Origin of the sequence: Kitasatospora sp. NPDC101235 (assembly GCF_044767505.1) — a bacterium.
GTDB lineage: Bacteria > Actinomycetota > Actinomycetes > Streptomycetales > Streptomycetaceae > Kitasatospora.
Map to the genome: position 1 here is coordinate 26,460 of NZ_JBIWNZ010000006.1, position 25,588 is coordinate 52,047.

Consider the following 25,588-nt stretch of genomic DNA (forward strand, 5'->3'; position numbering starts at 1 on the left):
ACGAGAGACATGATGGACGAGAAGCGCCTGGTCAGGTCGAGCAAGATGCTGTCGCGCATCCTGCGGCACGAGCCCGGGCTGGTGGGAGTCACGCTGGACGGGGCCGGCTGGGTCCGGGTCGACGAGCTGCTCGCCGCGCTCGCCGCCCGGGGCCGGCCGCTCACCCGGGCCGAGCTGGACCACGTCGTGGCGACCAACAACAAGCGCCGCTTCGGCTACTCACCGGACGGTCTCTCGATCCGCGCCAACCAGGGCCACACGGTGGCGGTCGACCTCGGTCTGGTCGCCGCCGTGCCGCCGCCCGTGCTCTACCACGGCACCGCCGACCGGCACCTGGCGGCGATCTTCCGCGAGGGCCTGCGCCCGATGGCCCGCCAGGACGTCCACCTCTCGGCGGACACCGAGACGGCGACCAGGGTCGGCGCCCGGCACGGCCGTCCGGTGGTGCTGACCGTGAACGCCGCGGCGATGACGGCGGCCGGCCACGAGTTCCGGCTCAGCGAGAACGGCGTCTGGCTCACCGACGCCGTGCCCCCGCAGTACCTCTCCCGGCGCTCGTAGCCCGCCGGGCCGCACCACCGCGCCGGCGCCCGCCGCCGAAGGGCCTGTCCGCTCCGCCGGACAGGCCCTTCGCGCACCCGGCCGGGTGGGTCCGGCCCACCCGGTCTCGTCGCCGCCCGGGTCCGGGCGTACCGTGAGAATTCCGCGCGGCCACGCGCGCGGGTGCGTGACGAGGGCGGTAGGACACATGGGCAAGAGCGCCGGCGGCGGGCAGGTCTTCCGGATCACGGGAGCGCGCAGCAGCCTCACCGAGGACGTCCGGGGGCGCCAGCGCCGCTACGTCATCTCGATGCTGGTCCGCACGGCCTGCGTGCTGCTCGCCGTGGTGCTGTGGGACGTCCAGCGGGTGCTGGCGTTGGCCGCGCTGGCGGGCGCTGTGCTGCTGCCCTACTTCGCGGTGCTGATCGCCAACGCGGGCCGGGAGCGGGCCCCGGGTCTGCCGAGCACCTTCGATATTCCGCTCGACACCCCGGTGATGATCGGCCCCGGTGGGACGGGTGGGGCTGGTGCGAAAGCCAGTACAGGAGAGGCAAAGGCCGTTCCCACCGATCCTTCACAGGACGTGGACTGACCGTCCGTTTGGCGCTGTTTCGCCCTCGTTCGGCTCAGCGAAAGCTCAAAAGAAGCTCAGATTAATCATGCAAGACCTCCCCATCCGAGGGTCTCGGCGTGACATACTGCGTACGCGCTCCGCATCCCCCGTCGGAGCGACGGACCGACGCCGGGCGGCTCCCCCCGTGGCTGCCCGGCGTCGTCATGCCCGGATCCGGCCGGCCCGAGCGGGCGTGACAGACTGGCGGTGCAGACGTACCCGCCAATCGTTGAGGACGGCCCGATGGACACCCCGCAGACGCCGATCTGCTCCGCCAAGGGCTGCCGGGCGGACGCCGGCTGGGTGCTGGTGTGGAACAACCCCAAGTTGCACACTCCGGACCGCCGCAAGACCTGGCTCGCCTGTGACGAGCACCGCGAGCACCTGTCCCAGTTCCTCGGGGTCCGCGGCTTCCTCAAGGAGGTCGTCGCCTTCGCCGACTGGACCCCCGAGACCGCCGAGGGCTCCGGCAAGACGTCCTAGCCGCCGATCAGCCCCGGGGAGAACCGGCCTAGCCGCCGATCGCGGACATCGGCCGCTCGGGCTGGAGAAACTCCGGGTTGTCGATCCCGGCCCCGGCCTTCTTGCCCCACATCGCCGCCCGCCACAGCTCGGCCAGTTCGGCGTCGTCCGCGCCCGAGCGCAGTGCGGTGCGCAGGTCGGTCTCGCCGGTCGCGAACAGGCAGTTGCGCACCTGGCCGTCGGCGGTCAGCCGGGTGCGGTCGCAGGCCCGGCAGAACGGACGGGTGACCGAGGCGATCACGCCCACCCGACCGGGGCCGCCGTCCACCACCCAGCGCTCGGCGGGTGCCGCGCCCCTACGCTCGGACGGCTCGGGGGTCAGCGTGAAGCGGGCCTGGAGCAGGTCCAGGATCTCCGTCGCGGTGACCATCGACGTGCGGTCCCAGCCGTGCTGGGCGTCCAGCGGCATCTGCTCGATGAAGCGCAGCTCGTAGCCCTTCTCCAGGCACCAGGCCAGCAGGTCGGCCGCCTCGTGGTCGTTGACCCCGCGCATCAGCACCGCGTTCAGCTTCACCGGCGCCAGCCCGGCGGCCTCGGCGGCGGCCAGCCCGTCCAGCACGTCCTGGTGGCGGTTGCGGCGGGTGAGGGTGCGGAACACCTCGGGGTCGAGAGTGTCCAGCGAGACGTTGACCCGGTCGAGGCCAGCCTCGCGCAGTGCCGTCGCGGTGCGGGCCAGCCCGATGCCGTTGGTGGTCAGCGAGAGCTCCGGGCGCGGATCCAGCTCCGAACAGGCGGCGACGACGGCGACCAGTCCGGGACGCAGCAGCGGCTCGCCGCCCGTGAAGCGGACCTCGCGCACGCCCAGGTCGCGCACGGCGATGGTGACCAGCCGGACGATCTCCTCGTCGGTCAGCAGGTCCGGCTTGGCCAGCCACTGCAGGCCCTCCTCCGGCATGCAGTAGGTGCAGCGCAGGTTGCACCGGTCCGTGAGGGAGACCCGCAGGTCGACGGCCTGTCGTCCGAAGGTGTCGAGCAGCACGTGCGTCCTTCCCCGAGATGCGGCCGGCCCGGCCACCGTCACGGCGGGCCGGGCCAGCATAGTCATCGCGGGACGATCAATGGGCGCCCAGCCCGGTCAGCGAGCGAACCTCGAGTTCAGCGTACTTCGCCGGGTCGGCGCGTTCCCTGGACAGCAGCGTGCCGAGCCAGCCTGCCAGGAAGCCGACCGGGATGGAGACCAGGCCGGGGTTCTCCAGCGGGAACCAGTGGAAGTCGGAGTGCGGGAAGAGCGAGGTCTTCGCGCCGGAGACCACCGGGGAGAAGACCACCAGCGCCACCGAGGTGATCAGGCCGGCGTAGACCGAACTGACCGCGCCAACGGTGGTGAAGCGCTTCCAGAACAGTGAGTAGAGCAGGGTGGGCAGGTTGGCGGAGGCGGCGACCGCGAAGGCCAGGGCGACCAGGGCGGCGGTGTTGAGCTTGTCCGCGAAGAGGCTGAGCACGATCGCCACCGCCCCGATCGCGACCGCGGCCCACTTCGCCGACAGCACCTCCTCCTTCTCGCTCGCCTTCCCGCGCCGGATCACGTTGGCGTAGAGGTCGTGCGCGAAGGAGGCCGAGGAGGCCAGCGTGAGCCCGGCGACCACGGCCAGGATGGTGGCGAAGGCGACCGCCGAGATCACCGCGAGCAGGATCGCGCCACCGGTGGTCCCGGCGCCTCCGCCGAGCGCCTCGGCCAGCTGCGGGGCCGCGGTGTTGCCCGCCGCGTTCGCCGTCTTGATCGCCTTGGAGCCGACCAGTGCGGCCGCGCCGAAGCCGAGCGCCAGGGTCATCAGGTAGAAGACGCCGATGATGCCGATCGCCCAGAGCACCGACTTCCGGGCCGCCTTGGCGGTGGGAACGGTGTAGAAGCGGACCAGGATGTGCGGCAGGCCGGCGGTGCCGAGCACCAGCGCGATGCCCAGGCTGATGAAGTCGAGCTTGGCGGTGCTGCTGCCGTACTTCTGTCCTGGCTGGAGGAAGGCCTCGCCCTTGCCGCTCGCGCTCGCCGCCGCGCCGAGCAGTTCGGAGGGGTTGAAGTGGTACTTGGCCAGCACCAGGACGGTCATCAGCGCGGCGCCGGCGATCAGCAGCACCGCCTTGACGATCTGCACCCAGGTGGTGCCCTTCATCCCTCCTATCACCACATAGATGATCATCAGTGCGCCGACCCCGACGATGGTCCAGCGCTTGGCGGCGTTCCCCTCGGCCCCCAGCAGCAGCGCCACCAGGGTGCCGGCGCCGACCATCTGGGCGAGCAGGTAGAAGATCGACACCACGATGGTGGAGACGCCCGCCGCGGTACGCACCGGGCGCTGGCGCATCCGGAACGCGAGCACGTCCGCCATGGTGAACCGGCCGGAGTTGCGCAGTGGTTCGGCGATCAGCAGCAGCGCGACCAGCCAGGCGACCAGGAAGCCGATCGAGTAGAGGAAGCCGTCGTAGCCGCTGAGCGCGATGGTCCCGGCGATGCCGAGGAAGGAGGCGGCGGACATGTAGTCGCCGGAGATGGCCAGGCCGTTCTGGAAGCCGGTGAAGCCGCGGCCGCCGGCGTAGAAGTCGGAGGCGCTCCTGGTCTGCCGTCCGGCCCACACGGTGATGCCGAGAGTGGCCAGGACGAAGACGCCGAACAGGGCCATGGTCAGGCCGCGGTGCTCGGTGGCGGAGCTGGCGAGCGGGATCATTCGGCGGACTCCCGGGGGGCGTGGACGACGGCGCCGTGCGCCTCGCGGATCGCCGCGGCGGACGGATCGATCCGCCGGTCCGCGTAGCGGGCGTACCAGGCGGCGATGGCGAAGGTGGTCGCGAACTGCAGCAGCCCGAGCACCAGGGCCACGTTGACGTGCCCGAGGACCTTGGTGCGCATCAGCCCCGGGGCGTAGCAGGAGAGCAGGACGTAGAGCAGGTACCAGAGCACGAAACCGATGGTGACCGGGAAGGCGAAGCTGCGAAACGAGCGCCGCAGGGTACGGAACTCCTCGCTGTCGTCGACGAGTCGGGCTTCCGTGGCGGCGGTGGTGAGCGGCGGCGAATCCACGCTGTCTCCTCACTCCTTCGGCGTATTTGTCACACGGGGGCGGGAATGATCGAACGTGAGGGGCGTCACATGTCTGGTGCGCGCCGCGCAATGCTAGGAGCGTCCTGCCCACCCCGGAAGGGGTTGACCGCGGCCAGTCGACCGTTCACCCCTTCGCACCATCTGATTGGCCGAAAAGCAGCTCATTTCGGCGACCGCGCCGCACGCGATCGGATCCCGGCCATCACCTTCGACCCCTCTCCGGAGAACGGCACCGGCCCGTGCCGCACCCCACACGGGGCGGCACGGGCCGGTGCCGGGAGGCCGACGCCTCAGAACGCGATCCGCACCTTCAGGGCGGAACGGTCGTCCATCGCGCGGTAGCCGTCCGGAACGCCGTCCAGGTCGACGGTGCGGTCGAAGACCAGACCCGGCTCGATGGCACCCGAGAGCACGTCCGGCAGCAGTTCGGGGATGTACGCCCGGGCCGGGGCGACGCCGCCGTTCAACGAAATGTTTCGGCCGAACATCTGACCGATGTCGACGCCCGCGCTGCCGCCGTGCGGCACCCCGACGTAGCCCACCGCGCCACCGTCCCGGGCGATCGAGATGGCCGTCCGCATCGACTCCTCGGTGCCGACCGCCTCCAGCACCGCGTGCGCGCCCTGACCGCCGGTCAGCTCCTTCACCGCCTCGACCGCGGCCTCGCCGCGCTCCGCCACCACGTCCGTCGCACCGAAGCGACGGGCCAGCTCGGTGCGGGCCTCGTGCCGGCCCAGTGCGATGATCCGGCCCGCGCCCAGCCGGTGCGCCGCCAGTACGCCGCACAGGCCCACCGCGCCGTCGCCGACCACCGCGACCGTCGCGCCGGGCCGCACCCGCGCCGAGACCGCCGCATGATGCCCGGTCGACATCACGTCGGACAGCGCCAGCAGCCCGGGCAGCAGCTTCTCGTCGCCCGCCGCCTCCTTCGGCAGCTTCACCAGCGTCCCGTCCGCGAACGGCACCCGCACCGCCTCGCCCTGGCCGCCGTCCGACCCAACCTGCCCCCAGAACCCGCCGTGCGGGCAGGACGTCTGGAAGCCTTCGAGACAGAAGTCACACGTCCCGTCCGACCAGACGAACGGCGCGACCACCAAGTCGCCCTTGGCGAAGTCGCGCACCTCGGCGCCGACCTCCTCGACCACGCCCAGGAACTCGTGCCCGATCCGCTGTCCGGCCACCCGCTGCGCCACCCCGCGGTAGGCCCACAGGTCGCTGCCGCAGATGCAGGCGTTCACCACGCGGAGCACCACGTCCGTCGGGTGCTGGATCACAGGGTCCGGTACTTCTTCGATCCGGATGTCGTTGGGGCCGTGAATCACGGTGGCACGCATGCGCTGTTCCTTAGCTGAACGATCTCGACCAGGTGTACGACACCCCCGCCGACCACTCTATTCCGGCCGGTCGGTCGGAACATTCCGGCCGGAGCCTCCCGCCCGGCCCCTTATCCTGTTGGACCATGCAACCGATCCAGCCCGAGACGTACGGAGCGCCGCGGACCGCACCGGTCCCCGCGCAGCGCTCCGCCGCCCCCACCGGGGGCTTCGCGGTCGTCGACGTCGAGACGACCGGTCTCGGCCGCTCGGACCGCGTCATCTCGGCGGGTGTCTACCAGCTGGACGCGGACGGCGACGTCGTCGACCACTGGTACACCCTGGTCAACCCCGAGCGGGACCCGGGCCCGGTCTGGATCCACGGCCTCACCGCCGAACTGCTCGCGACCGCCCCGACCTTCCCGCAGATCGCCGACGAGTTCGCCACACGCCTGGAGAACCGCGTCCTGGTCGCGCACAACGCGCTCTTCGACTGGAACATGATCTCCCGCGAGTTCTCCCGGGCCGGCCTGCGCGCCCCGGTCGAACAGCGGCTGTGCACCATGGTCCTCTCCCGCGACCTGCGCCTGCCGCTGCCCAACGGCAAGCTGTCCTCGCTCGCCGCCCACTTCGGCGTCCAGCAGCGCCACGCCCACAACGCCCTCGACGACGCCCGGGTGCTCGCCGAGGCCTTCCGCCCGAGCCTGCACCTCGCCCGCGACGGCGGCGTGCCGCTACCGCTCCAGAACTGCGTCGCGGTCACCGACCTCGGCGAGGAGGAGCCCGCCACGCCCGCCCGCAGCTCCTGGTCCGGCGCCACGTACCGCCAGGCCAAGAAGCGCCCACCCTGCCCGTACCCCAACCCGGGGCGCTGGGAGGACGGCAAGCCGCTGGTCCAGGGCATGCGGGTGGCCATCACCGGCGACACCGCCACCGACCGCGAGGTCCTGGAGGACCGCGCGGTCGAGGCCGGCCTGCACATCGCCACCTCGGTGAGCCGCCTCACCAGCCTGCTGGTCACCAACGAGCCGGACAGCTGGAGCGGCAAGGCCCGCAAGGCCCGCGACGTCGGCACCCCGGTGGTCGGCGAGGACGCCTTCCTCCAGTTGCTGCGCGAGGTCGCCCCGCACCCCGGTGCGTGAGCCGGTTGTGAGGTCGGCGTACCGTTCCCATGTGTACCGTTTTCTGCTGACCCGACAGTGGCTGATCACCATGCTGGTCGCGCTGCTGTTGATCCCCGCGACGATCAAGCTGGGCTTCTGGCAGCTGCACCGCCACGAGGCACGGGTGGCCCGGAACGAGCTGATCGGCCAGGCCCTCACGGCCGCGCCGGTCCCCTTCGACACCCTGTCGCCGACGCCCGGCTTCGCGGTCCCCCAGGACCTCACCTGGCGCGCGGTGACCGCCACCGGACAGTACGACCCGGCACACGAGTTCGTGGTCCGCAAGCGGACCGACTCCAACGGGACCATCGGCTACTTCGTCGTGACCCCCTTCCAGCTCGCCGACGGCAAGGGCACCGTCCTGGTCAACCGCGGCTGGGTCGCCTCCGGCACCGGAGCCACCGAGTACCCGCCCGTCCCGTCCGCCCCCACCGGCGAGGTCTCCCTCGCCGGCCGCCTGCGCGCCGAGGAGACCTACGGCGCCAGCGGCATCAAGGACCGCACCGGCCTGCCCGACCGCCAGTTCAACCTGATCAACACCGACGAGCAGGCCAAGCGGACCGGCGCCCCCCTCCTCGGCGGCTACCTCGAACTCACCGGCACCACCCCGGCCCCGGCCGACCAGCCCGAGCTGATCCCCGAGCCCAACCACTCCGACATCGGCCCGCACATGGCCTACGCCATCCAGTGGTGGCTGTTCACCGCGATGATCCCGGTCGGTGTCTGGGTCCTCGCCCGGCGCGAGGCCAAGGACCGCGCCAAGCAGGCCGCCGAAGCCGAGGTCCCGCTCGACGCCGTCCCCGTCTAGAGAACGTCGTCCAGCTCCCTCAGCAACCGCGCCTTCGCCCGCGCCCCCACCACCGACCGCACCGGCTGCCCGTCCCGGAACACCATCAGCGTCGGCATCGACAGCACCCCGTACGCCGACTGCGTCCGCGGGTTGTGGTCCACGTCCACGCTCACCACCCGCAGCCGGTGCGCCTCCTCCCGTGCGATGTCCGCCAGCACCGGCGCCATCATCCGGCACGGCGGGCACCAGTCCGCCGTGAAGTCCACCAGCACCGGTCCCTCGGCCGCCAGCACCTCCGCGGCGAACGTCTCGTCCGTCACCGCCGGCACACCCGTGATCTCCACCACCGTCTACTCCTTCACCAGTTCACAAAGAGGCGGTTCCTGAACGGCGGCCAACTCGTCCCGGGCCCTCACCGCCCGATCGAACTGCCCCGCCACCTGCGCCCGCACGTCCTGGAGCCGGGCGATGCACTCGTCCAGCTCCCCCAACTTCCGGCGGTACACCTCCAGAGAGGCCGGGCACGAGTCCCCCTCCGGGTGCCCCGCGCGCAGACACTCCACGAACGGCCTGGTCTCCTCCAGCCCGAACCCGAAGTCCTGCAACATCCGGATCTCCCGCAGCAACCGCAGATCCGCCTCGTCGTACGCCCGGTACCCGTTGCCCGCCCGCCGGGCCGGCAACAACCCCAACTGCTCGTAGTACCGCAACGCCCGCGTGGTCGTCCCCGCCCGCTCCGCCAACTCCCCGATCCGCACGCCGAACCACTCCTTCCGTGCTTCCGGCAACGACCGTAAACCTTCCCCCCAACGTCAACGCCAGCCCCAACCCGCCCCAACCCGCCCCACCCCGACGGGCGCGCAGGGCGAAACCCGCGCGCCCGCGCAGAAGCCCACCCACTCCCCCACCCTCCCGAGAGCCCCGGCCCGCAGACCCCGACCCCCACCGGGCACTATGTCCCCATGGATCTCGGACTGAAAGACAAGGCCTACATCGTCACCGGCGCCACCCGGGGCCTCGGCCTCGCCAGCGCCCGCGAACTCGCCGCCGACGGCGCCCGCGTGCTCATCAGCGGCCGCACCCGGCAAGCCGTCGACACCGCCGTCGCCGAACTCGAGACCTTCGGCACCGCCCGTGGCCTCGTCGCCGACAACGCCTCCCCCGACACCCCCGAGCGCCTCATCGCCGAGGCCCGAGAGCACTTCGGCCGTCTCGACGGCATCCTGATCAGTGTCGGCGGCCCCCAAGCCGGCCCCGTCGAGACCACCCCCGAGGACGCCTGGCGCGACGCCTTCGAGTCCGTCTTCCTCGGTGCCCTCCGACTCGCCCGAGCCGCCGCCGCCGCGCTCCCCGACGGCGGTGTGATCGCCTTCGTGCTCTCCAGCTCGGTCCGCCAGCCGATCCCCGGCCTGGGCATCTCCAACGGTCTGCGCCCGGGTCTCGCCATGGCCGCCAAGGCCCTCGCCGACGAGCTCGGCCCCCGCGGCATCCGCGTGCTCGGTCTGCTCCCGGGCAGGATCGACACCGACCGGGTCCGCGAGCTCGACGGCCTCGCCCCCGACCCCGACGCCGCCCGTGCCCAGGCCAACGCCACCATCCCGCTCCGCCGCTACGGCACCCCCGAGGAGTTCGGCAAGGTCGCCGCCTTCCTGCTCTCCCCCGCCGCCTCCTACCTGACCGGCGTCATGGTCCCCGTCGACGGCGGCGCCCTCCGCACCCTCTGACCCCCACCCCGCCCCTCTCGGCTCTTGCCGCTTCACTCTCGGTTGCTCAGCCCTGACCGACCGGTCCCGGCTATTCCACCCTCGGCAGCCTCCGCCGCCGCCCCCGCCGACCCCGCCCATGCCGCGGCTCGGCGGGGGCCCCCTGCAGAACCCGGATCCGCAGATCGGCCGGCAACTCCGCCAGCCTCAGGCTCCCGCACGCATCCGAACGAGGCCCGTCCTCGAAGTGCTCCACCAGCGCGGCCGGATCCCCGCCCGGCCGCAACCGCACCGCCCCGCGCAACCGCGGATGTTTCGGCGCCCGCACCAGCCGCACCCCGGCCCGCTCGACCTCCGGCAGCACCGCCGTCCGGTTCTCCAGCGCCTCCTCCAGCGCCTGCGCACCGACCCGCAGTCGAAGCCCGCAAACCCCCGGTGTCGGCACCGCGATGCTCGACAGCCCACTGCGCCTCAGCTGTGCCACCAGCCACCACGCCGTCCCCACGACCAGCACGGTCAGCCCGCCGATCACCGTGGGCCACCACCACGCCGACGCCACCCACCGCACCCGCGAACTGGCGCTCACCACCGGCTGGTCGGGCGAGGTGAGCGGCCACCACTGCGGCGGATGTACGCCCAGCCGCCGGTACAGGTCGAACCCGCCCGCCAGCACCAGCACCCCGGCCACCAGCAGGACCGCCCCCACCATCCCCAGCATCACCCGGTTGACGACCGTTCTGCTCACCGCGCCACCCCCTCACCGCCGGCCGCCCCAGCCCCCGTCCCAGCACCGGCACCCCCACCCGAGTCCTCCCCCACCACGCCCGCGGCCCCCCGCGCCGCCCGCACGTCCAGCCGTATCGGCCGCCCCAATCCCACCCGTCCCAGCTCGTCCCGCAACTGCCGCTGCACCAACGCCGGATCCGCCACCCCCACCAGCGACACCCGGACCCGCCGCCGCCCGACCCGGATCCGCAGGTGGTCGATCCCGTCCAGCCCCGCCGCCCGGTCCGCCAACAGGTGCCCGACCCCGGCCCGGTCGATGGCCGCGGTCGTCCCGCCGTACGGCCGCAGCACGAGCCACCGTCGCAGCCCGGGCGCGACGGCCAGCCACAGCAGCCACCCGCCGAGCAGGGTCGCCGCTCCGGCCCCCACCAGCACCCCCAGGTCGTCGAGGTGCCGTGTCGCCAGCTCGTCCGCGATCTGTGCCCGCCACTGCCGCGCCGGCTTCCCCAACCGCACGGCGACCACGTCGTACAGCAGCGCCCCCGCCACCACCAGTACCCCCGTCGCCACCAACGCCGCCGCAGCCGTACGAGGCGCCCGCAGCCGCCTCACCTTCCCCGGCCGAGCCCCCGACGCCGGCGCCGGCACGCCTTCGGCCCCGGGAACCTCCGCCCCGGAAACCTCCGCGTTCACGAGGCACCCCCCGTCACCAACTTCTCGACCACGACGACCACTTCCGACACCCTGACCCCGGTCAGCCCCGCCACCCGCTCCCTGATCCGCTGCCGCACCGCCCCGGCCAGCGCCGCGATGTCCGAAGGGAACGGCAGCTCAAGTGCCACCCGGACCTTCACCGTGCTCCCCGGTACGGTCACCGAGACATGCGGCGGCGCCCCCTTCGCCCGTCCGGCGGGCCAGGCCTCGGACAGCACCTCCCGAGTGGCCCGATCCGCGATCCGGGCGTACACCCGGTCGGCGACCCTGAGCCGCCCCCGACGCTCCGGCACGGACCCCGAACCGGAAAGCACAGCCGGAACCGACGCGGGGCCCGCCATCAACGGCGCCGGTCGCGGCCGCGGAGCAGGTCACCGAGATCGCCGAGATCGATGTCACCCTCCAGCAAGCGCCCGATCACGAAACCGACCAGCCCGAGCGCGGCCACCAGCAGGAAGGCCGCGAACCCACCGAAGTACCCGGCGAAGCCGAGGGCCATGCCAACCACCAGGCCGATGATGGCCAGGTTCATCCGCTACTCCCTAGTCTCCCGCTACCTCGACTGGTCCTCGGACCGGACCCCGGCCGACCTCGGCCGGCCCCGGCCCGCCGCCGCCCCGCCCACGCCCGGCCCCGTTACTTGAGCTTCGGCCGTTGCCCGGACACCGCCACCGGCTCCTCTTCCTCCTCGAACTCCAGCTCGTCCGGGAGATGGACGTCGTTGACCGCGATGTTGACCTCGACGACTTCCAGGCCGGTCATCCGTTCGACCGCGTTGATGATGTTCTCCCGCACCTGGCGGGCGAGTTCGGGAATGACCACGCCGTACTCGACCACCAGGGCGATGTCGATCGCGGTCTGCTTCTCACCGACCTCGGCCTTGATGCCCCGCCCGACGCTGGACTTGCCGCCGGGCACCCGGTCCCGCATCGCGCCGAAGGTACGGGCGAGCCCGGAGCCGAGCGCGTGGATCCCGGTGACCTCGCGGGCCGCCATCCCGGCGATCTTCTCCACCACGCCGACGGCCAGCGCGGTGTGGCCGCGCTCCCCCACCGGCCTGGCACCGCCGGCACCCGGCGGCGGACCGGCAGGCGCGGCGCTGCCGGTGTGCTTGTGCATGGTCGCGGGCGTCGGAGTGTCAGGCATGGGTGCTTCTCCCGTCGTGCGGCTCCAGCTATATCGCAAACCCCCCTAACTCTGGCATTTCGCCACGATCCCCGCTCGCCGAGCGCCGACGCCCCACCTCGCCCCGCCCCATGCACGACGCAGGGCCCGACCCCGGGGGGATCCCTCGGGGTCGGGCCCTGCGTCGTTGCCGTGCAGTCAGTCGCCGATCCCGGCGAGCTCCCGCAGCCGGCGGGCCTGCGCCGCCCGTTCGGCCGAACGCTGCTCGTCGAAGGAGCGCCCGGCGGCCCCCTGCAGCAGGGCCTTGGTCTCGATCACCGCGCCGCGCGGGGCGGCCAGCAGGGCCGCCGCGAGGTCGCGGGCGGCGGCGTCCAGCTCCTCGCCCGGCACCACCAGGTTGGCCAGCCCGGTCGCGGCGGCCTCCTCGGCGCCCACCCAGCGGCCGGTCGCGCAGATCTCCAGGGCTCGCGCGTAGCCGACGAGGTCGGTGAGCGGCTTGGTGCCGGCCAGGTCCGGGACGAGGCCCAGCGAGGTCTCCTTCATCGCGAACCGGGCGTCCTCGGCGACCACTCGCAGGTCACAGCCGAGGGCCAGCTGGAAGCCCGCACCGACGGCGTGGCCCTGGACCGCAGCGATGGAGATCAGGTCCGGGCGGCGCCACCAGGTGAAGGCCTCCTGATACGAGGCGATGGCCTCGTCCAGCTCCCGGTCGCCGGAGGCGGCGAGCTGGAGGAAGGTGGGCTCGCCGGGGATGCCCTCGGGGGTGAACATGGCCCGGTCCAGCCCGGCGGAGAAGGAGAGCCCCTCCGCACGCAGCAGCACCACCCGGACGCTGCCGGGCAGCTCACGGCCCGCGTCGGCGAGAGCGCGCCAGAGGGCGGGCGACTGGGCGTTGCGCCGCTTCGGCTGACACAGGGTGATGACGGCGAGTTCGCCTTCGATCTCCAGGCGGACGCCGTCCCGCTCCCAGCTCGGGGCCTGCGGGTCGATGGCGGGAGCGGTCATGCGGGGACCTCCGGTGGCGAGGGACTTGGCTACCGGAGAGTAACAAAACTCGACGCGCGAGGGCAGTGCCCCCGGCCCGGAAAGATCGACGGGCCCACGATGCTCGGCGAAGAGGGAGGCCGAGGGGCGAAATCGAGGAGCGAAAGGAAAACGAACGGAGGCGAGGAATGGGGGACGGGCGGCATCCCGGACATGACGATCGGCGGCCGGTCCACACGACCCGAGGGCGGACGCCCAGCTGGTGGCCAGCCGTCGTCTCCTCGGTCGGCGCCCTGCCGCCGCGTCATCCAGCCAATGGCTGACGAACCGTCAGGAACCGGCCCCGGCAGTTGCCTTGTTCTTGCCCCGCGTGGCACCGCCGCGGCCCCGGAGGATCACTCCGGACTCGCTCAGCATCCGGTGCACGAAGCCGTACGAACGACCGGTCTCCTCCGCGAGAGCGCGAATGCTCGCCCCGGAGTCGTACTTCTTCTTGAGATCGGCCGCGAGCTTCTCACGCGCGGCACCGGTCACCCGGCTGCCCTTTTTCAGAGTCTCGGCCACCCGTGCCTCCTCGTAGCGTTGCTCGGTCAGATTCCCATGATCACCCATCCACCGCGTCCTGGCCACCCATTCGACAAGGTCGGTGTCGGAAATGCGCGGTCCGCCGGTGGTGATCCGAGCGCATCAGGGCGCTCACACAGAGTGCACGCCCCCTGGATTGATACCGCCGCTCACCGCGAAACTGCTGATCAGCAGCGTCGGCCCGACCACGATCGAGTGGCGGGCCGACGGAAAGTCCTTAAACGGAATCCGGGTCTACTTCATTCCCGGACACGCCGAAAGGACTAGATATTCTCATCTGAAAAGCGGATCTCGCGTCTACTTCCGGTCAGGCCAAGGAGACCAGATCGGCGTAGGCCGGGCTCCAGAGGTCCTCCACACCGTCCGGCAGCAGGATGATCCGCTCCGGCTGGAGCGCGTCGACCGCGCCCTCGTCGTGGGTGACCAGGACGACCGCGCCGGCGAACTCGCGCAGCGCGCCCAGGATCTCCTCGCGGCTGGCCGGGTCGAGGTTGTTGGTGGGCTCGTCGAGCAGCAGCACGTTGGCGGAGGAGACCACCAGGGTGGCGAGCGCCAGACGGGTCTTCTCGCCACCGGAGAGCACCCCGGCCGGCTTGTCGACGTCGTCGCCGGAGAACAGGAAGGAGCCCAGGATCTTGCGGATCTGCACCAGGTCGGTGTCCGGCGCGGCCGAGCGCATGTTCTCCAGCACGCTGCGGTCCGCGTCCAGGGTCTCGTGCTCCTGGGCGTAGTAGCCGATCTTCAGACCATGGCCGGGGATCACCTCGCCGGTGTCCGGCTGCTCCACCCCGGCCAGCATCCGCAGCAGGGTGGTCTTGCCCGCACCGTTCAGACCGAGGACGACGACCCGCGAACCGCGGTCGATCGCCAGGTCCACGCCCGCGAAGATCTCCAGCGAGCCGTACGACTTGGACAGGTCGCTCGCGGTCAGCGGGGTCTTGCCGCAGGGGGCGGGCTCGGGGAAGCGCAGCTTGGCGACCTTGTCGCTCTGACGCACCTGCTCCAGCCCGGACAGCAGCTTCTCGGCCCGGCGGGCCATGTTCTGCGCGGCCACCGTCTTGGTCGCCTTGGCGCGCATCTTGTCGGCCTGGGCGTTGAGGGTCGCGGCCTTCTTCTCGGCGTTGGCCCGCTCGCGCTTGCGGCGCTTCTCGTCGTCCTCGCGCTGCTGCTGGTACTGCTTCCAGCCCATGTTGTAGACGTCGATGCAGGAGCGGTTGGCGTCCAGGTAGAAGACCTTGTTGACGACCGTCTCGACCAGGTCGACGTCGTGCGAGATGACGATGAAGCCGCCCTTGTAGGTCTTCAGGAAGTCCCGCAGCCAGGCGATCGAGTCCGCGTCCAGGTGGTTGGTGGGCTCGTCGAGCAGCAGCACGTCGGAGTCCGAGAAGAGGATCCGGGCCAGCTCGACACGGCGGCGCTGGCCGCCGGAGAGGGTGTGCAGCGGCTGGCCGAGGATGCGGTCCGGCAGGCCCAGCGCGGCGGCGATGGTGGCGGCCTCGGCCTCGGCGGCGTACCCGCCCTTGGTGAGGAACTCGGTCTCCAGCCGGGCGTACTTCTTCATCGCGTTGTCCCGGGTGGAGCCCTTGCCGTTGGCCATCCGGTCCTCGTTCTCGCGCATCTTCTTCAGCACGGTGTCGAGGCCGCGGGCGGACAGGATGCGGTCCTTGGCGAGGACGTCCAGGTCACCGGTGCGCGGGTCCTGCGGGAGGTAGCCGACCTCGCCCGAACGGGTGACGGTACCGGCGGCCGGCAGGCCCTCGCCGGCCAGCACCTTGGTGAGAGTGGTCTTGCCGGCGCCGTTGCGGCCGACCAGACCGATCCGGTCACCGGCGGCGACCTTGAAGCTCGCGGACTCGATCAGGATCCGGGCACCGGCACGCAGTTCGAGGGCGTTGGTGGAAATCATGGCTGGGGACTACTCCTGGGACGTGAGCGGGCGGCCGGGTGGGACGGACCCGGGGCCGGGTTTGGCGTGTGGGGGCTTCATCGGCGGTCGGCGCGACCCTCGTGGCGCCGCCGCCCGCTATTGCCCGGAGAAGATAGCCATGGCGGCAAGTCTACCGGGCCCCGCACCACCCCCGGAGAAGTACCGCCCTGGGGTATTCACCGGCTCCCGGCGACTGCCGGCACACACCGAACAGCGGCACACCGACCGCCGGCCCACCGACCGAGGGCCGTCGTCCGCGAGCCCTCCCGGCTACTGCGGCTGCGCGGCCGGCTGGTCCACCGCGGGGGCTCCGGTGGCAGCCTCGGCGTCCGGGGCCGGGGGGTTCGTCTGGGCCGCCGGGTCGCCGGCGGCCGGGTTCGGCGACGGGTCCGCCGCACAGCCGCCCTGCGGGCGGACCGCCGCGAACAGCGCGCCCACGCCGCCGCAGGCCGTCTCGGGCGCGGCCGCCTTGGTGTCGAACACCCTGGGCGGGACGATCGGGCCGTCGGTGATCTCCACCCGGCTGCGGTCCAGCACCTTGACCGTGGCGGCCGGCCCGGTGCTCATGGCCCAGCCGTTGCTGTCCAGCCGGTAGCCGGTGATGCCGCCGGAGACGGCCTGCCCGCTGCTGTTGGTGCAGGTGCGCGGGATGAGCACGGCGTAGTCGGTGTGGACGGTGCGCAGCGGGTCGTAGGCGCAGCCGGCGGAGGGCTTGTCGTTGTAGCGCAGGTCGCCGTCGGCGTCGCGCAGGCCCATGGTCAGGTTCGGCGTGACCAGCGCCAGCCAGGGCGAGCCGTCCCGCTGGACGGTGTGCAGCGCGCCCGCGGCCCGCTGCTTGGCGAGCGCCTTGCGCTGGGCGTCGGTCCGCTTGTCGGCGCCGGGCTCGCCGTCGCCGTGCAGCCAGTCGGCCAGGCCGGGCACCGCACGGTGCCAGCGCACCTCGTGGTCGCCGGGGCGCACCGAGGTGACCATGCCGTCGTCCCAGACCACGATCGCGTTGTCACCGGCCATCGCCAGGTAGAGCGCCTCGGCGCCCTCGCGGCGGTAGGACCAGGCCTGCTCGCCGGTCTGCTTGTGGAAGGCCTCCAGGCCGGGCCCCACCCGCAGGTCGAGGTCGGTCGAGCTGAGCGACTCGGAGTTCACCGGCGTCGCCCCCGCGTCGCCCGGTCCCGCGACCCGGTCACCGAACGGCACCGGCTTGTTCGCGTGCGCCGCCGCTCCGGCCGCAAGGACCAGCACCACCGCCGAGGCAGGCAGGATCGAGCGGGGGGTCAGTACACGCAGAGGCTTCCAGGACACGGGCGGAGCGTACCTTTCAGCAGGCACGCGAGTCAGCCCGGTTGCGCCACCGGCCCGTCGCGTCGGGCGTCCGCCCGGCCGCGCGGGCCCTCCCCGTACGTCCACCCGCCCACCTGCGCCGTCGGCGCTCCGGCCGCTCCGTCGGGCGTGCCGGATCTGTCCGGAAGGGCCCGGCGGGACCGTTACAGAGCTGATACCTGACAGCCGGTCGCCGGCCGTTGCGGCGGACGTTCCGGTGGACGGCATTCAAGTGGCACCCACTTTAGGGTGACATTCGGCTTTTCCCTCCTCCTTTGGGCCTACTGTCGGCGAGCGGGGCGTCACGGTCCGTCCACGCCGAGACCGTGCGCCCCGCCCGCGACGTCCGGAGGAGAGCACCATGCGAATCGGCCGCCTGACGCTGGCCGCCGCCACCCTGCTGCTGATGGCCACGGCCAGCGTCCCGGCCGGGACGCCGTTCAGCCAGACCGAACGGCACAGTCTCTCCCCGGACGCCTCCGAACCGCGTGGCGCGGCTTCCCGCCCGCCGGTCCAGCGGCCGAGTCACGAGCCGCCGTTCGGTGCCTTCGTCGGGTCCTGGGACGACTACATCCCGCAGATCCGCCAGTACGCGCAGTGGCTGGGCGACGCGAACATGCAGGTCGGCCACACCTATCTGGCGGGCAACGGCTGGAGCGACGTCGAGGGCGAGCCGATGGTGCTCGGCCTGTGGTCGCAGTGGCGGCGGGCCGATCCGTCCCGGCTGCTGGTGCTCGGCGTGCCGATGCTGGTGCCCAGCGAGGCGAACGTGCCGGACGGCGAGGTCGCCAAGCTGCTCGCCCAGGGAGCGCGCGGGGACTTCGACGGGCACTTCCTCACGCTCGCGCGCCGGCTGGTCGCGCTGGGCGGCGCGGACACCGTGCTCACTCTCGGCTGGGAGATGAACGGCACCACCTACACCCACCGCTGCAAACCCGACCCGTCCGCGTGGAAGGCGTACTGGCGGCGGATCGTCGGGGTGATGCGCTCGGTGCCCGGGCAGCGCTTCCGCTTCGACTTCGCCCCCAGCCGGGGCCTGGACGCCGTCCCGTGGACCAAGTGCTACCCCGGCGACGACGTGGTCGACATCATCGGCATGGACAACTACGACCAGCCCGCCGGCGGCACCTTCGACGACTACGTGCACGAGCCGTACGGCCTGCAGGACCAGGTGGAGTTCGCCGCCAAGCGCGGCAAGCCGGTCTCCTACCCGGAGTGGGGGCTGTTCCGCAACGGCGACAACCCCGAGTTCGTGCAGCGGATGGTCGACTGGATCCGCACCCACGACACCGCCTACCAGACCGTCACCGACTACTGCCCGCACGGCTTCTTCGAGTGCGACCGCAATCCCCGCTCGGCGGCGACGTTCAAGCAGCTGATGGCCGGTTCGAAGGGGGCGCCGACGTCGGCGGAGGCGCCGGCGGCACCCGTCGTCCCGGCCGCGCCGGACGTGCCTGCGGTGCCGGGCCCGCCCAGCCCGCCGGACTCACCCGCCGTGCCGTCCGCACCCGCCGTGCCCGGGGGCTCCGCCGCGCCCGGTGGGACGGCGAGCCCGTCGGCCCGTCCGACGACCGGTCGGCCGACGGGCAAGCCGGCGGGCGCGACGCACGCCCGGCACTGAGCGGTCAGCTGCGGCGGCGGGCCAGCAGTGCCTCCTTGAGCCGGGGGAAGCGGGTGCGCAGCTGGTGCGCCGCCGCCTGCCGGGCGCACACCGCCCCGGCCCGGACGGCGGCCGCCGGTGCCGCCCCCGCCGGGCCGAGCAGCAGCCGCTGGTTGGACAGCTGGTCCGGCCGCCAGCGCTGCTTGTACGGCTCCTGGCCGCGCAGCAGGCCGAGCACCGGAACGCCCGCGCCGACCGTCTCGTCCAGCGCCGCGCTGAACAGCAGCCCGGCGATGTCCAGCCGCTCGCGCAGCGCCGGGTGCGCGCCGTACATGTACAGCCCGCCGAAGGACGGGCAGAGCAGCAGCAGGTTCACTGCGACCAGCCGGCCGTCCAGGTGGAACTGGTGGACGGCGGCCTTGCCGGCGGCGACCAGTCCGGTGGTGGACTCGCTCAGGTGCCGGGCGAACCGCTCGGTGCGGTGCTCGGGCGTGATGCCGCGCGCCTGCCACTGCAGGAAGTGCAGCCGCAGCAATCCGTCCAGCGCCTGCGGCACCTCGGCCACCGGGGTCGAACGGACCTTCACCCCGGCCTCGGCGATCTTGCGGAGCTTCACCCGGCTGCGCTGGGCGGTCTTGCCGGGCACCCGCTTGAGCAGCTGGTCCATCGGGACGGCCGGCAGGTACTGGCAGAGCGAGTCCTGGTAGCGGCGGCGGCTGCCGCGCCAGTGCTCGTACACCCGCTGCACCGCCGCCTCGGGGTGCACCTCGCGCAGCTCCAGCCACTGCCACGGGCGGGCGAGCGGGAGGGCGGCGGCGAACTCGGCGGCGGCCCGGTCGGCGCACTCGTCGTCGAGCAGGACGTCGGTGTAGTCGACCAGTCCGCCGCCGAGGCCGGTCAGGCCGCCGAGCGGTCCGCCGCGGCGCACGAAGGCGCCCGCGCCGACCAGCCGGCCGTCCCGGCGGACCAGCACCACGAGCAGGCTGCCGGGGCGGCCGTAGTGACGCCACCAGGAGCGCTGCCAGTGGGAGGCCTGGAAGAAGGTGGCCGTCCGGCAGCGGGCGGCCAGGTCGTCCCACTCCTCGGCGAGGGCGTCCAGGGCGTCGTCCTCGCAGCGCACCTCGGTGGTCCAGGCCGGCGCCGTCGACGGGGCGGGCAGGACGCTTCTGCGGGTCTCGGTGCTCATCGGCCGCTCCCGGCCGGGGCCTTCGACCGGGCGGCGGGCCGTTCCGTGACAGGGGGCTGCTCCGCGACGGCGGGCTGTTCCTCGGCCGGGGGCTGCTCCTCGACCCCGGGCTCGACGCCGGTGCTCTTGTCGGTCTTCCCGGCGGTCTTCTTCTCGGCCTTCGCGCCCTTCCCCTTCGAGCCATTGACCTTCGTGTCCTCGACCTTCGCCCCCTCGGCCTTCGAGCCCTCAGCCTTCGTCCCCTCGGTCGCCGCCCCGGTCTCGGACTCGGCTCGGGGGTTGGCCTCCGCCTTGGGCTCGGCCTCGGCCTTGGACTCGGAGGCAGGCTTGGACTCGGTCTTGGCCTTGGCCGGCTCCTCGCTGCGCGGGCGCGGCGTCCTCGGGACCGCCACCGCCACCGGCACGGGAGCAGCAGGGGCCTCCGGTGCCTGCGGTGCCTGCGCGACCTGCGGTGCCTGCGCGGCCTGCGCCGTTCCGGGGCTCCCGGCGGCCTCCGACGTCCCCCTGCCGCCCCGACGGCGGGTCGTCATCACCAGCGCGCCCAACAACAGCCCGGCCGCCCCGCCGACCGCGACGTCCAGCTTCCCGGACGGCGTGGTCGGCCTGTCCGGCGCGGCGGCCGGGGACAGCGTCACCAGTCGGACGTTGGTGTCCTTGCTGCTGGTGTTGGCGAAGGCGACCAGCGCCCGGGCCACCGCGTCGGCGGCCCGGGCGGCCTGCTGGGGGCGCTGCCCGGTGCCGGTGATCTCGATCATCGGGGCGTCCGGGGAGGTCGTCCCGTGCACCAGGGACGCCAGCTCGGACCGGGTGTGGCCGGTCTCGGCGGCGGCCGCCGCGAGCACCTGCGGCCGGCCGGCCAGCCGGCCGTACGCCTGGGCGAAGTTGGTCGCGATCGCGGCCTCCCCGGGGTTCTGCGCGACCACGAGGACGTAGGCGTTGGCGGAGTACGACGGGTGCGAGACGACGGCGTACCCGGCGCCGGCCGCGGCGCCCAGCGGAACCGCGAGCGCCACCGGCCACCAGCGGCGGACCAGGCGGCGGGCGCTTCGGCGCGGAGTGGTCATGGGTGTGGCTCCTTGGGTCTGGTACGGCGGTTCCGGCAGTGGCGGGCGTTCAGTCGCGGGCCAGCCGGTCATAGAGGGCACCCAGGTCTGAGGCGACCCGGGCGATGTCGTAGTGGCCGACGGCCGGGGGGTGCGGCAGCGGGTCGGCGGTGTGCCTGCTGAGCGGCCGCAGGTCGCGCAGCGCGGCGACGTAGGCGGCGGGCTCGGAGGGGATGCGGCGGGCCTGCGGGGCGGCGCTGGGCGGCAGTTCGTCGAGCGCCGGGCAGGCGCTGTGCCGCACCGGCAGCCCGGCCGCGAGGCCCTCCAGGACGCCGAGGCCGAAGGTCTCCGTGGTGGAGGGGGCGGCCAACACGTCCAGGGCGGCCAGCAGTTCGGGCACGTCGTCGCGCTCACCGGTGAGCACCAGCCGCTCCCGCACGCCGAGTTCGTCGGCCCGGCGCTCCAGCGCGGCGCGCTCCGGGCCCTCGCCGACCAGCACCAGCCGGGTGGCCGGGTCGAGGTCGGCGAGCGCCTCGACCAGCACCTCGAAGCGCTTGCCGGGAACCAGCCGGCCCACCCCGCCGACCACCCAACTCCCGTACGGCAGACCGAGCTCGGCGCGCAGCCGGCGGCGGGCGGCGGCCCGTTCGGCGGGCGGGAGACGGTAGCGGGAGGTGTCGATGCCGTTCGGGATCAGCTCGATGCGGGCCGGCGGGACGCCCCAGGAGCACAGTGTCTGGGCGACCTGGCGGGAGACCGCGACGGTGGTGCTGCCGAGCCGCTCGGCCACCAGGTAGAGGCCCTTGACGCCCCGGGTGACCGGACGGCCCTCGATCACCCCGGCATGCAGCGAGTGCTCGGTGGAGACCACCGCGCGCACCCCGGCCAGCCGGGCGGCCAGCCGGCCGTACAGCTGCGCCCGGTAGAGGTGGGTGTGCACCAGGTCGTAGTGGCCGGCCCGGACGAGTCGGACCAGCCGGGGCAGCGCGCCGAGGTCCCGGTTGCCGCGCATGCCGAGGTGGTGGACGGTGACGCCGTCGGCGCGCAGCGCGGCGGCGACCGTGCCGGGGTTGGTCAGGGCGAGCACCTCGCACTGCTGGTGCGCCGGCAGGTGGCCCAGCAGCAGCTGGAGTTGACGCTCGGCGCCGCCGGAGGCCAGGCCGGTGACGATGTGCAGCACCCTCATGGCCGGGGCTCCCGGCGGGACCGGCGCAGCTCGGTGACGGCGGCGCCCAGCCGGTGCCGGCCCTTCTCGGCGCGCAGCCGCCAGGCGCCGTCGCGGTCGCCGGCGTAGCAGCGGGGCAGTGCGAAGCGGCCGGTGACCGGGGAGTGCGCGATGGCGCAGGCGTGGTCGTACCCGGCGTCGCGCACGGCCGGGGCGGTGGGCAGGTCGACGGCGCCGTAGGGGTGGCAGAAGCCGGCGGCCGGGCCGTCGGGGTTCTCCTTCTCGACCGTCACCGAGTGGTACACGAGGATCCACGGCGAGGCGGAGCCGGGGATCGGCGGTCCGCCGACCGGGCGGCGGCTCCTGGGCGGTCGTGCCCGGTGCGGCGGTGTGCTGCTGACGCTCGCCCGGGCCGAACGGACGGTTCCCCGTTCATCGTCCATGGGGGCGCTTCCCTTCTTCGGCGACGGTTCGCGGGTTCCGGACGGGCCCCAGGGCCCGGGCGACGGCGAGGACCGGGCCGCGCACCTCGCGGGCGCCGAGCCCGGTGCCGAGGGCCGCGAAGGCCAGCGCCACGGTGAGGCCTCCGAGGAGGGTCGAGAGCAGGGGGTCGGCGGCCAGTCCTGCGGCGGCGGTGCCGAGCACGGTGGCCCCGGCGGCGGCGACCACCAGCCGGCCGTGGCCGCCGAGCACCCGGCGCAGCCGCAACGGGATGCCGCGGAGCACCAGGCCGTGCAGCAGCAGTGCGGCGGTGGTGGTGATGCCGGCCGCGTTGCCGGCGGCCAGCCCCAGGGCGCCGAAGCCGGGTGTGGTGAGCAGGCCGGTGGTGACGGTGACGCCGAGGCCGAACACCATCGCGGCGGCCGGGTACCAGTCGAGCAGCCGGCGACGGCCGTCCTCGGTGCCCGGGTCGTCGGCCCGGCGGACCACCGGACGCAGCGAGAAGTAGGGGCGGATCATCACGCCGATGAGTGCCTGGGCGGGCAGGCCGAAGCTGTACACCCGGATGACGTCGGCGGTGGCGGCGGTGTCGTGCGGGCCGAAGGCACCGCGTTCGAACAGCAGCGAGACCACCGAGGGGGCGCAGGCCATCAGGAAGGCGGTGCCGAGCAGGACGACGGCCGCGGCCTGGCCGAGGTCCTGCTCCACCCGGTCGCGGGCGGCGGTGAGGTCCCCGGCGGCAAGTGCCCGGGCGACCAGCGGGAAGGTGACGGTGCAGATCAGGAGGCCCGACGTCATGGCGAGCTGGGAGACCTTGGCGGCGTAGTTGAGGTGCGAGATGGTGCCCGGCGGCAGCGCCGAGCCGAGGTAGCGCTCGACGAAGACCTGGGACTGGCGGGTGAGCGTGAAGGCGGCCACCGGCAGCAGCGCGAGCGGCATCAGCACCAGGGCCCGGCGCGAGCGGCGGCCTCGGCCTGCGCCGGGCGGGCCTTGGCGCAGCCTGCGCAGGAAGGGGCCCACCAGCAGGCCGGCCATCAGCAGGCTGCCGGCCGCGACGCCGAGGGCGGCGGAGCGCACGCCGAGGTAGGAGTGGAAGCAGAGCAGGACGGCCAGGATGCCGAGGTTGTAGGCGACGTAGATGCCGGCCGGGGCGGTGAAGCGGTGGTGGGCGCGCAGCGCGGCGACCAGGAAGCCGGCCACGCCGAAGGGCAGCACGGTGATCGCGGTGATCCGGGTACAGGTGACGGCCAGGCCGGGGTCGGTGAGGCCGGGGGCGAGGAGTTCGACCAGTTCCGGGGCGCCCAGGGCGACGGCCAGGGCGAGGCCGCCGAGCGCGATCAGCAGCCAGGGCAGGGTGGCACGGACCAGCTGGCGGACCGGGTCGGGGGCGTCCGGGTCCTCCTCGCGCAGCACCAGGGCGAGGGCGAAGGCCGGCACCATGAGGAAGGACATGGCGTCCTCGATCAGCAGCGGTGCGGCGGTCTCGGGAACGGTCCAGGCGACCAGGAAGGCATCGGTGCCCTGGTTGGCACCGAAGTAGCGGGCCAGCAGGAGGTCGCGCAGCAGGCCGAGGCCGGAGCCGGCGGCGCTGAGGACGACGGTGATGCCGAAGGCCTTGGCGACGAAGCCGCGCCGGGGGGCCGGGTGGTGCTCGGCGGCCGGGTCCTGGCCGGGGGCGCTGCGGGGGGCCGGGAGGGAGGAGGCGAGGGCGGCCGGCTGGTCGGTGGTCACCGGGCCGCCCCGGTGGTCGCCGGGCCGGTGGTCGCCGGCCCGGTGGCGGGACGCTCGGGCCGGTGTGCGGCCGCGCGGGCGGCGAGGCCGAGGACGACGGAGGTCAGCACGGTGGTGGTGCCGCCGATGTCGGCGTACAGGAAGTCGACCAGTACCCAGGTGAGCAGGGCGAGTGCGGCGAGCCCGGGGCCGTGGCGGTGGCGCAGGCAGCCGAGCAGCAGGGCGAGGAGGAGCGCGCCGTAGGCGGTGATGCCGATCAGGCCCTGCTCGCTGAGCACCAGGAGGTACATGTTGTGCGGGGAGAGCAGCGGTTCGCGCTGGAAGCCGATGGTGGCGTCGGCGGCATCGCTGCCGGAGGACAGCCGCAGCGGGGCGCGGCTGTCGCGCAGTTGCTGGAAGGCCTTGGGCCCGGCCCCGTGCACGGGGTGGTCCTGCCAGATCCGTCCGGCGGTGGCCCACAGGTCGTACCGGTCGGAGACGGACTGGTCGGGGGCGGCGGAGATGGAGCCGATCGAGCTGAGCCGTTCGGTGACGCCGGAGGCGCCGAGGCCGAGGCCGCCGACCAGGACGACCGCGGTGGCCAGGCCGAGGACGGCGCTGCGCACCAGCAGCCGGGCGTCGGCGCGCAGCAGCAGCACGGTGGCGGCGAGACCGGTGGCGATCCAGCTGCCGCGGCTGAAGGAGACGGCCAGCGGGAAGGAGAGGAAGGCGGCGGCGGCGAACATCGCGCGGCGCAGCCGGGCGTTGCCGCCGGGCCCGCGCTCGCCGAGGGCCAGCGCGAGGGCGGCGAGCAGCCCGTAGCTGACCACGCTGGACATCGCCATGACGTCGAGTGCGCCGAAGGTGCCGACGGCCCGGATCGGCTGGCCGGTGTAGGAGGCGCCGGTGTGGGTGAGGTACTGCTTCGCGCCGACCACGCCCTGGATCAGCGCGGCGAGCACGAAGGAGCCGAGGACCAGGCGCTGGCCGGTGCGGTCGCGCAGCGAGCAGAGGACGGCGGCGGGGACCAGGACGAACACCTGGGTGAGCCGGACGAAGCCGGTGACGCCGGCGGCCGGGTCGATCGAGCCGATGGTGGAGACCGCGGCGGCGACCACGATCCCGCCGAACAGCGCGCAGGTGGTGCGGCTGATCGCGGGCAGCCGCCCGCGCAGCAGGTTGAGCGCGGTAAGGGCGACCAGGGCCAGCGAGGCGAGGTCGGCGGCGGTGATGTGGACGGCGGCGGCGACGTCCTTCTCCCCGGTGGGCACGCAGACCAGCAGGACGGTGGCCGCGGTCAGCGGGCTGGTGCGCTCCGCGAGCGCGGGCAGCGCCTTCCGTAAGGCCGGGCGAGGGGAAGCGGAGAGGGTCAGGGCCACGCGGG

The 25,588-nt window shown here is 73.3% G+C and carries 28 protein-coding genes; 7 read left to right on the plus strand and 21 right to left on the minus strand.

What is annotated here, in order from left to right:
- The first annotated feature begins 12 nt into the window (after positions 1–12).
- From ACIRRH_RS12195 to ACIRRH_RS12205, 3 genes are all read left to right on the plus strand, one after another.
- Entirely contained in the window at positions 13–561 is a 549-nt protein-coding gene (locus ACIRRH_RS12195) for an RNA 2'-phosphotransferase (RefSeq protein ID WP_403065598.1), read from the plus strand.
- 187 nt (positions 562–748) lie between these two features.
- Complete coding sequence (locus tag ACIRRH_RS12200; RefSeq protein WP_403065601.1) at positions 749–1,132, plus strand: DUF3099 domain-containing protein; 384 nt, start codon at positions 749–751, stop codon at positions 1,130–1,132.
- 264 nt (positions 1,133–1,396) lie between these two features.
- Positions 1,397–1,636: a hypothetical protein gene (locus ACIRRH_RS12205; RefSeq protein WP_403065604.1), complete on the plus strand. Its 240-nt coding sequence runs from the start codon at positions 1,397–1,399 to the stop codon at positions 1,634–1,636.
- A 28-nt stretch (positions 1,637–1,664) separates the two neighbouring features.
- Here the strand turns inward: ACIRRH_RS12205 and moaA are convergent, their stop codons facing one another.
- From moaA to ACIRRH_RS12225, 4 genes are all read right to left on the minus strand, one after another.
- Positions 1,665–2,654 (minus strand): GTP 3',8-cyclase MoaA, encoded by a 990-nt coding sequence (gene moaA, locus ACIRRH_RS12210; protein WP_403066259.1) that lies wholly within the window; start codon positions 2,652–2,654, stop codon positions 1,665–1,667.
- Positions 2,655–2,730: 76 nt separating this feature from the next.
- Positions 2,731–4,338 carry a cation acetate symporter gene (locus ACIRRH_RS12215; RefSeq protein ID WP_224274686.1) on the minus strand — a complete coding sequence of 536 codons (1,608 nt, stop codon included), beginning with the start codon at positions 4,336–4,338 and terminating at the stop codon, positions 2,731–2,733.
- Positions 4,335–4,691: a DUF485 domain-containing protein gene (locus ACIRRH_RS12220; RefSeq protein ID WP_224274684.1), complete on the minus strand. Its 357-nt coding sequence runs from the start codon at positions 4,689–4,691 to the stop codon at positions 4,335–4,337. The genes ACIRRH_RS12215 and ACIRRH_RS12220 overlap by 4 nt, the downstream gene beginning before the upstream one ends.
- Before the next feature lie 311 nt (positions 4,692–5,002).
- A complete protein-coding gene (locus tag ACIRRH_RS12225) occupies positions 5,003–6,046 on the minus strand; it encodes a zinc-dependent alcohol dehydrogenase family protein (protein WP_403065609.1) in 1,044 nt (347 codons plus the stop codon).
- 125 nt (positions 6,047–6,171) lie between these two features.
- On the opposite strand from ACIRRH_RS12225, the gene ACIRRH_RS12230 reads away from it, so the two are divergent.
- The gene (locus ACIRRH_RS12230) at positions 6,172–7,167 is read left to right on the plus strand and encodes a DEDDh family exonuclease (RefSeq protein WP_403065612.1); all 996 of its coding nucleotides are present in this window, start codon (positions 6,172–6,174) and stop codon (positions 7,165–7,167) included.
- Positions 7,168–7,198: 31 nt separating this feature from the next.
- A complete protein-coding gene (locus ACIRRH_RS12235; RefSeq protein ID WP_403065615.1) occupies positions 7,199–7,996 on the plus strand; it encodes an SURF1 family protein in 798 nt (265 codons plus the stop codon).
- Here the strand turns inward: ACIRRH_RS12235 and trxA are convergent.
- Positions 7,993–8,325 (minus strand): thioredoxin, encoded by a 333-nt coding sequence (gene trxA, locus ACIRRH_RS12240; protein ID WP_403065618.1) that lies wholly within the window; start codon positions 8,323–8,325, stop codon positions 7,993–7,995. The two genes, ACIRRH_RS12235 and trxA, sit on opposite strands and share 4 nt — an antisense overlap.
- A gap of 3 nt (positions 8,326–8,328) precedes the next feature.
- On the minus strand, positions 8,329–8,736 hold the full coding sequence (locus ACIRRH_RS12245; protein WP_224274731.1) for a MerR family transcriptional regulator: 408 nt from the start codon (positions 8,734–8,736) through the stop codon (positions 8,329–8,331).
- Positions 8,737–8,940: 204 nt separating this feature from the next.
- Between ACIRRH_RS12245 and ACIRRH_RS12250 the strand changes: the two genes are divergently transcribed.
- Entirely contained in the window at positions 8,941–9,702 is a 762-nt protein-coding gene (locus ACIRRH_RS12250; protein WP_403065621.1) for an SDR family oxidoreductase, read from the plus strand.
- A 70-nt stretch (positions 9,703–9,772) separates the two neighbouring features.
- On the opposite strand, the gene ACIRRH_RS12255 is transcribed toward ACIRRH_RS12250, so the two are convergent.
- The 9 genes from ACIRRH_RS12255 to ACIRRH_RS12295 form a co-directional block, all read right to left on the minus strand.
- Entirely contained in the window at positions 9,773–10,426 is a 654-nt protein-coding gene (locus ACIRRH_RS12255) for an alkaline shock response membrane anchor protein AmaP (RefSeq protein WP_403065624.1), read from the minus strand.
- Positions 10,423–10,977, minus strand: coding sequence for a DUF6286 domain-containing protein (locus ACIRRH_RS12260; protein WP_403065627.1), 555 nt, complete (start codon positions 10,975–10,977; stop codon positions 10,423–10,425). Before ACIRRH_RS12260 ends, ACIRRH_RS12255 begins: the two co-directional genes overlap by 4 nt.
- 119 nt (positions 10,978–11,096) lie before the next feature.
- Positions 11,097–11,414 (minus strand): hypothetical protein, encoded by a 318-nt coding sequence (locus ACIRRH_RS12265; RefSeq protein ID WP_403065630.1) that lies wholly within the window; start codon positions 11,412–11,414, stop codon positions 11,097–11,099.
- A 47-nt stretch (positions 11,415–11,461) separates the two neighbouring features.
- The gene (locus ACIRRH_RS12270) at positions 11,462–11,653 is read right to left on the minus strand and encodes a hypothetical protein (RefSeq protein WP_403065633.1); all 192 of its coding nucleotides are present in this window, start codon (positions 11,651–11,653) and stop codon (positions 11,462–11,464) included.
- A 104-nt stretch (positions 11,654–11,757) separates the two neighbouring features.
- Positions 11,758–12,267, minus strand: coding sequence for an Asp23/Gls24 family envelope stress response protein (locus ACIRRH_RS12275; protein WP_403065636.1), 510 nt, complete (start codon positions 12,265–12,267; stop codon positions 11,758–11,760).
- A gap of 177 nt (positions 12,268–12,444) precedes the next feature.
- The gene (locus tag ACIRRH_RS12280) at positions 12,445–13,251 is read right to left on the minus strand and encodes an enoyl-CoA hydratase/isomerase family protein (RefSeq protein WP_403065639.1); all 807 of its coding nucleotides are present in this window, start codon (positions 13,249–13,251) and stop codon (positions 12,445–12,447) included.
- Positions 13,252–13,560: 309 nt separating this feature from the next.
- Positions 13,561–13,794, minus strand: coding sequence for a helix-turn-helix domain-containing protein (locus ACIRRH_RS12285; RefSeq protein ID WP_030059940.1), 234 nt, complete (start codon positions 13,792–13,794; stop codon positions 13,561–13,563).
- 328 nt (positions 13,795–14,122) lie between these two features.
- A complete protein-coding gene (gene abc-f / locus ACIRRH_RS12290; RefSeq protein WP_403065642.1) occupies positions 14,123–15,721 on the minus strand; it encodes a ribosomal protection-like ABC-F family protein in 1,599 nt (532 codons plus the stop codon).
- A 291-nt stretch (positions 15,722–16,012) separates the two neighbouring features.
- A complete protein-coding gene (locus ACIRRH_RS12295) occupies positions 16,013–17,041 on the minus strand; it encodes a hypothetical protein (RefSeq protein WP_403065645.1) in 1,029 nt (342 codons plus the stop codon).
- 379 nt (positions 17,042–17,420) lie between these two features.
- Between ACIRRH_RS12295 and ACIRRH_RS12300 the strand changes: the two genes are divergently transcribed.
- Positions 17,421–18,680 (plus strand): glycoside hydrolase family 26 protein, encoded by a 1,260-nt coding sequence (locus ACIRRH_RS12300; protein WP_403065648.1) that lies wholly within the window; start codon positions 17,421–17,423, stop codon positions 18,678–18,680.
- A 4-nt stretch (positions 18,681–18,684) separates the two neighbouring features.
- Here ACIRRH_RS12300 and ACIRRH_RS12305 read toward each other — a convergent pair whose 3' ends face one another.
- From ACIRRH_RS12305 to ACIRRH_RS12330, 6 genes are read right to left on the minus strand one after another with little or no spacing between them, the layout of a single operon-like run.
- Positions 18,685–19,845, minus strand: coding sequence for a GNAT family N-acetyltransferase (locus tag ACIRRH_RS12305; protein ID WP_403065651.1), 1,161 nt, complete (start codon positions 19,843–19,845; stop codon positions 18,685–18,687).
- The gene (locus ACIRRH_RS12310) at positions 19,842–20,909 is read right to left on the minus strand and encodes a Wzz/FepE/Etk N-terminal domain-containing protein (RefSeq protein ID WP_403065654.1); all 1,068 of its coding nucleotides are present in this window, start codon (positions 20,907–20,909) and stop codon (positions 19,842–19,844) included. Before ACIRRH_RS12310 ends, ACIRRH_RS12305 begins: the two co-directional genes overlap by 4 nt.
- 49 nt (positions 20,910–20,958) lie before the next feature.
- Complete coding sequence (locus tag ACIRRH_RS12315; RefSeq protein WP_403065657.1) at positions 20,959–22,074, minus strand: glycosyltransferase; 1,116 nt, start codon at positions 22,072–22,074, stop codon at positions 20,959–20,961.
- Complete coding sequence (locus ACIRRH_RS12320; protein WP_403065660.1) at positions 22,071–22,496, minus strand: hypothetical protein; 426 nt, start codon at positions 22,494–22,496, stop codon at positions 22,071–22,073. The genes ACIRRH_RS12315 and ACIRRH_RS12320 overlap by 4 nt, the downstream gene beginning before the upstream one ends.
- Positions 22,486–24,225, minus strand: coding sequence for a lipid II flippase MurJ (locus tag ACIRRH_RS12325; RefSeq protein ID WP_403065663.1), 1,740 nt, complete (start codon positions 24,223–24,225; stop codon positions 22,486–22,488). The genes ACIRRH_RS12320 and ACIRRH_RS12325 overlap by 11 nt, the downstream gene beginning before the upstream one ends.
- Complete coding sequence (locus tag ACIRRH_RS12330) at positions 24,222–25,583, minus strand: O-antigen ligase family protein (protein ID WP_403065665.1); 1,362 nt, start codon at positions 25,581–25,583, stop codon at positions 24,222–24,224. The genes ACIRRH_RS12325 and ACIRRH_RS12330 overlap by 4 nt, the downstream gene beginning before the upstream one ends.
- Between the last annotated feature and the right edge of the window lie 5 nt (positions 25,584–25,588).

What these genes read in the sequence shown, in the direction of transcription:
- ACIRRH_RS12310 (WP_403065654.1), bottom strand. Translation starts at nt 20,909, where the DNA reads ATGACCACTCCGCGCCGAAGCGCCCGCCGCCTGGTCCGCCGCTGGTGG.
- ACIRRH_RS12200 (WP_403065601.1), top strand. Translation starts at nt 749, where the DNA reads ATGGGCAAGAGCGCCGGCGGCGGGCAGGTCTTCCGGATCACGGGAGCG.
- ACIRRH_RS12300 (WP_403065648.1), top strand. Translation starts at nt 17,421, where the DNA reads ATGCGAATCGGCCGCCTGACGCTGGCCGCCGCCACCCTGCTGCTGATG.
- ACIRRH_RS12230 (WP_403065612.1), top strand. Translation starts at nt 6,172, where the DNA reads ATGCAACCGATCCAGCCCGAGACGTACGGAGCGCCGCGGACCGCACCG.
- ACIRRH_RS12195 (WP_403065598.1), top strand. Translation starts at nt 13, where the DNA reads ATGGACGAGAAGCGCCTGGTCAGGTCGAGCAAGATGCTGTCGCGCATC.
- ACIRRH_RS12225 (WP_403065609.1), bottom strand. Translation starts at nt 6,046, where the DNA reads ATGCGTGCCACCGTGATTCACGGCCCCAACGACATCCGGATCGAAGAA.
- ACIRRH_RS12270 (WP_403065633.1), bottom strand. Translation starts at nt 11,653, where the DNA reads ATGAACCTGGCCATCATCGGCCTGGTGGTTGGCATGGCCCTCGGCTTC.
- ACIRRH_RS12275 (WP_403065636.1), bottom strand. Translation starts at nt 12,267, where the DNA reads ATGCCTGACACTCCGACGCCCGCGACCATGCACAAGCACACCGGCAGC.
- ACIRRH_RS12280 (WP_403065639.1), bottom strand. Translation starts at nt 13,251, where the DNA reads ATGACCGCTCCCGCCATCGACCCGCAGGCCCCGAGCTGGGAGCGGGAC.
- ACIRRH_RS12320 (WP_403065660.1), bottom strand. Translation starts at nt 22,496, where the DNA reads ATGGACGATGAACGGGGAACCGTCCGTTCGGCCCGGGCGAGCGTCAGC.
- ACIRRH_RS12305 (WP_403065651.1), bottom strand. Translation starts at nt 19,845, where the DNA reads ATGAGCACCGAGACCCGCAGAAGCGTCCTGCCCGCCCCGTCGACGGCG.
- ACIRRH_RS12215 (WP_224274686.1), bottom strand. Translation starts at nt 4,338, where the DNA reads ATGATCCCGCTCGCCAGCTCCGCCACCGAGCACCGCGGCCTGACCATG.
- ACIRRH_RS12205 (WP_403065604.1), top strand. Translation starts at nt 1,397, where the DNA reads ATGGACACCCCGCAGACGCCGATCTGCTCCGCCAAGGGCTGCCGGGCG.
- ACIRRH_RS12250 (WP_403065621.1), top strand. Translation starts at nt 8,941, where the DNA reads ATGGATCTCGGACTGAAAGACAAGGCCTACATCGTCACCGGCGCCACC.
- ACIRRH_RS12315 (WP_403065657.1), bottom strand. Translation starts at nt 22,074, where the DNA reads ATGAGGGTGCTGCACATCGTCACCGGCCTGGCCTCCGGCGGCGCCGAG.
- abc-f (WP_403065642.1), bottom strand. Translation starts at nt 15,721, where the DNA reads ATGATTTCCACCAACGCCCTCGAACTGCGTGCCGGTGCCCGGATCCTG.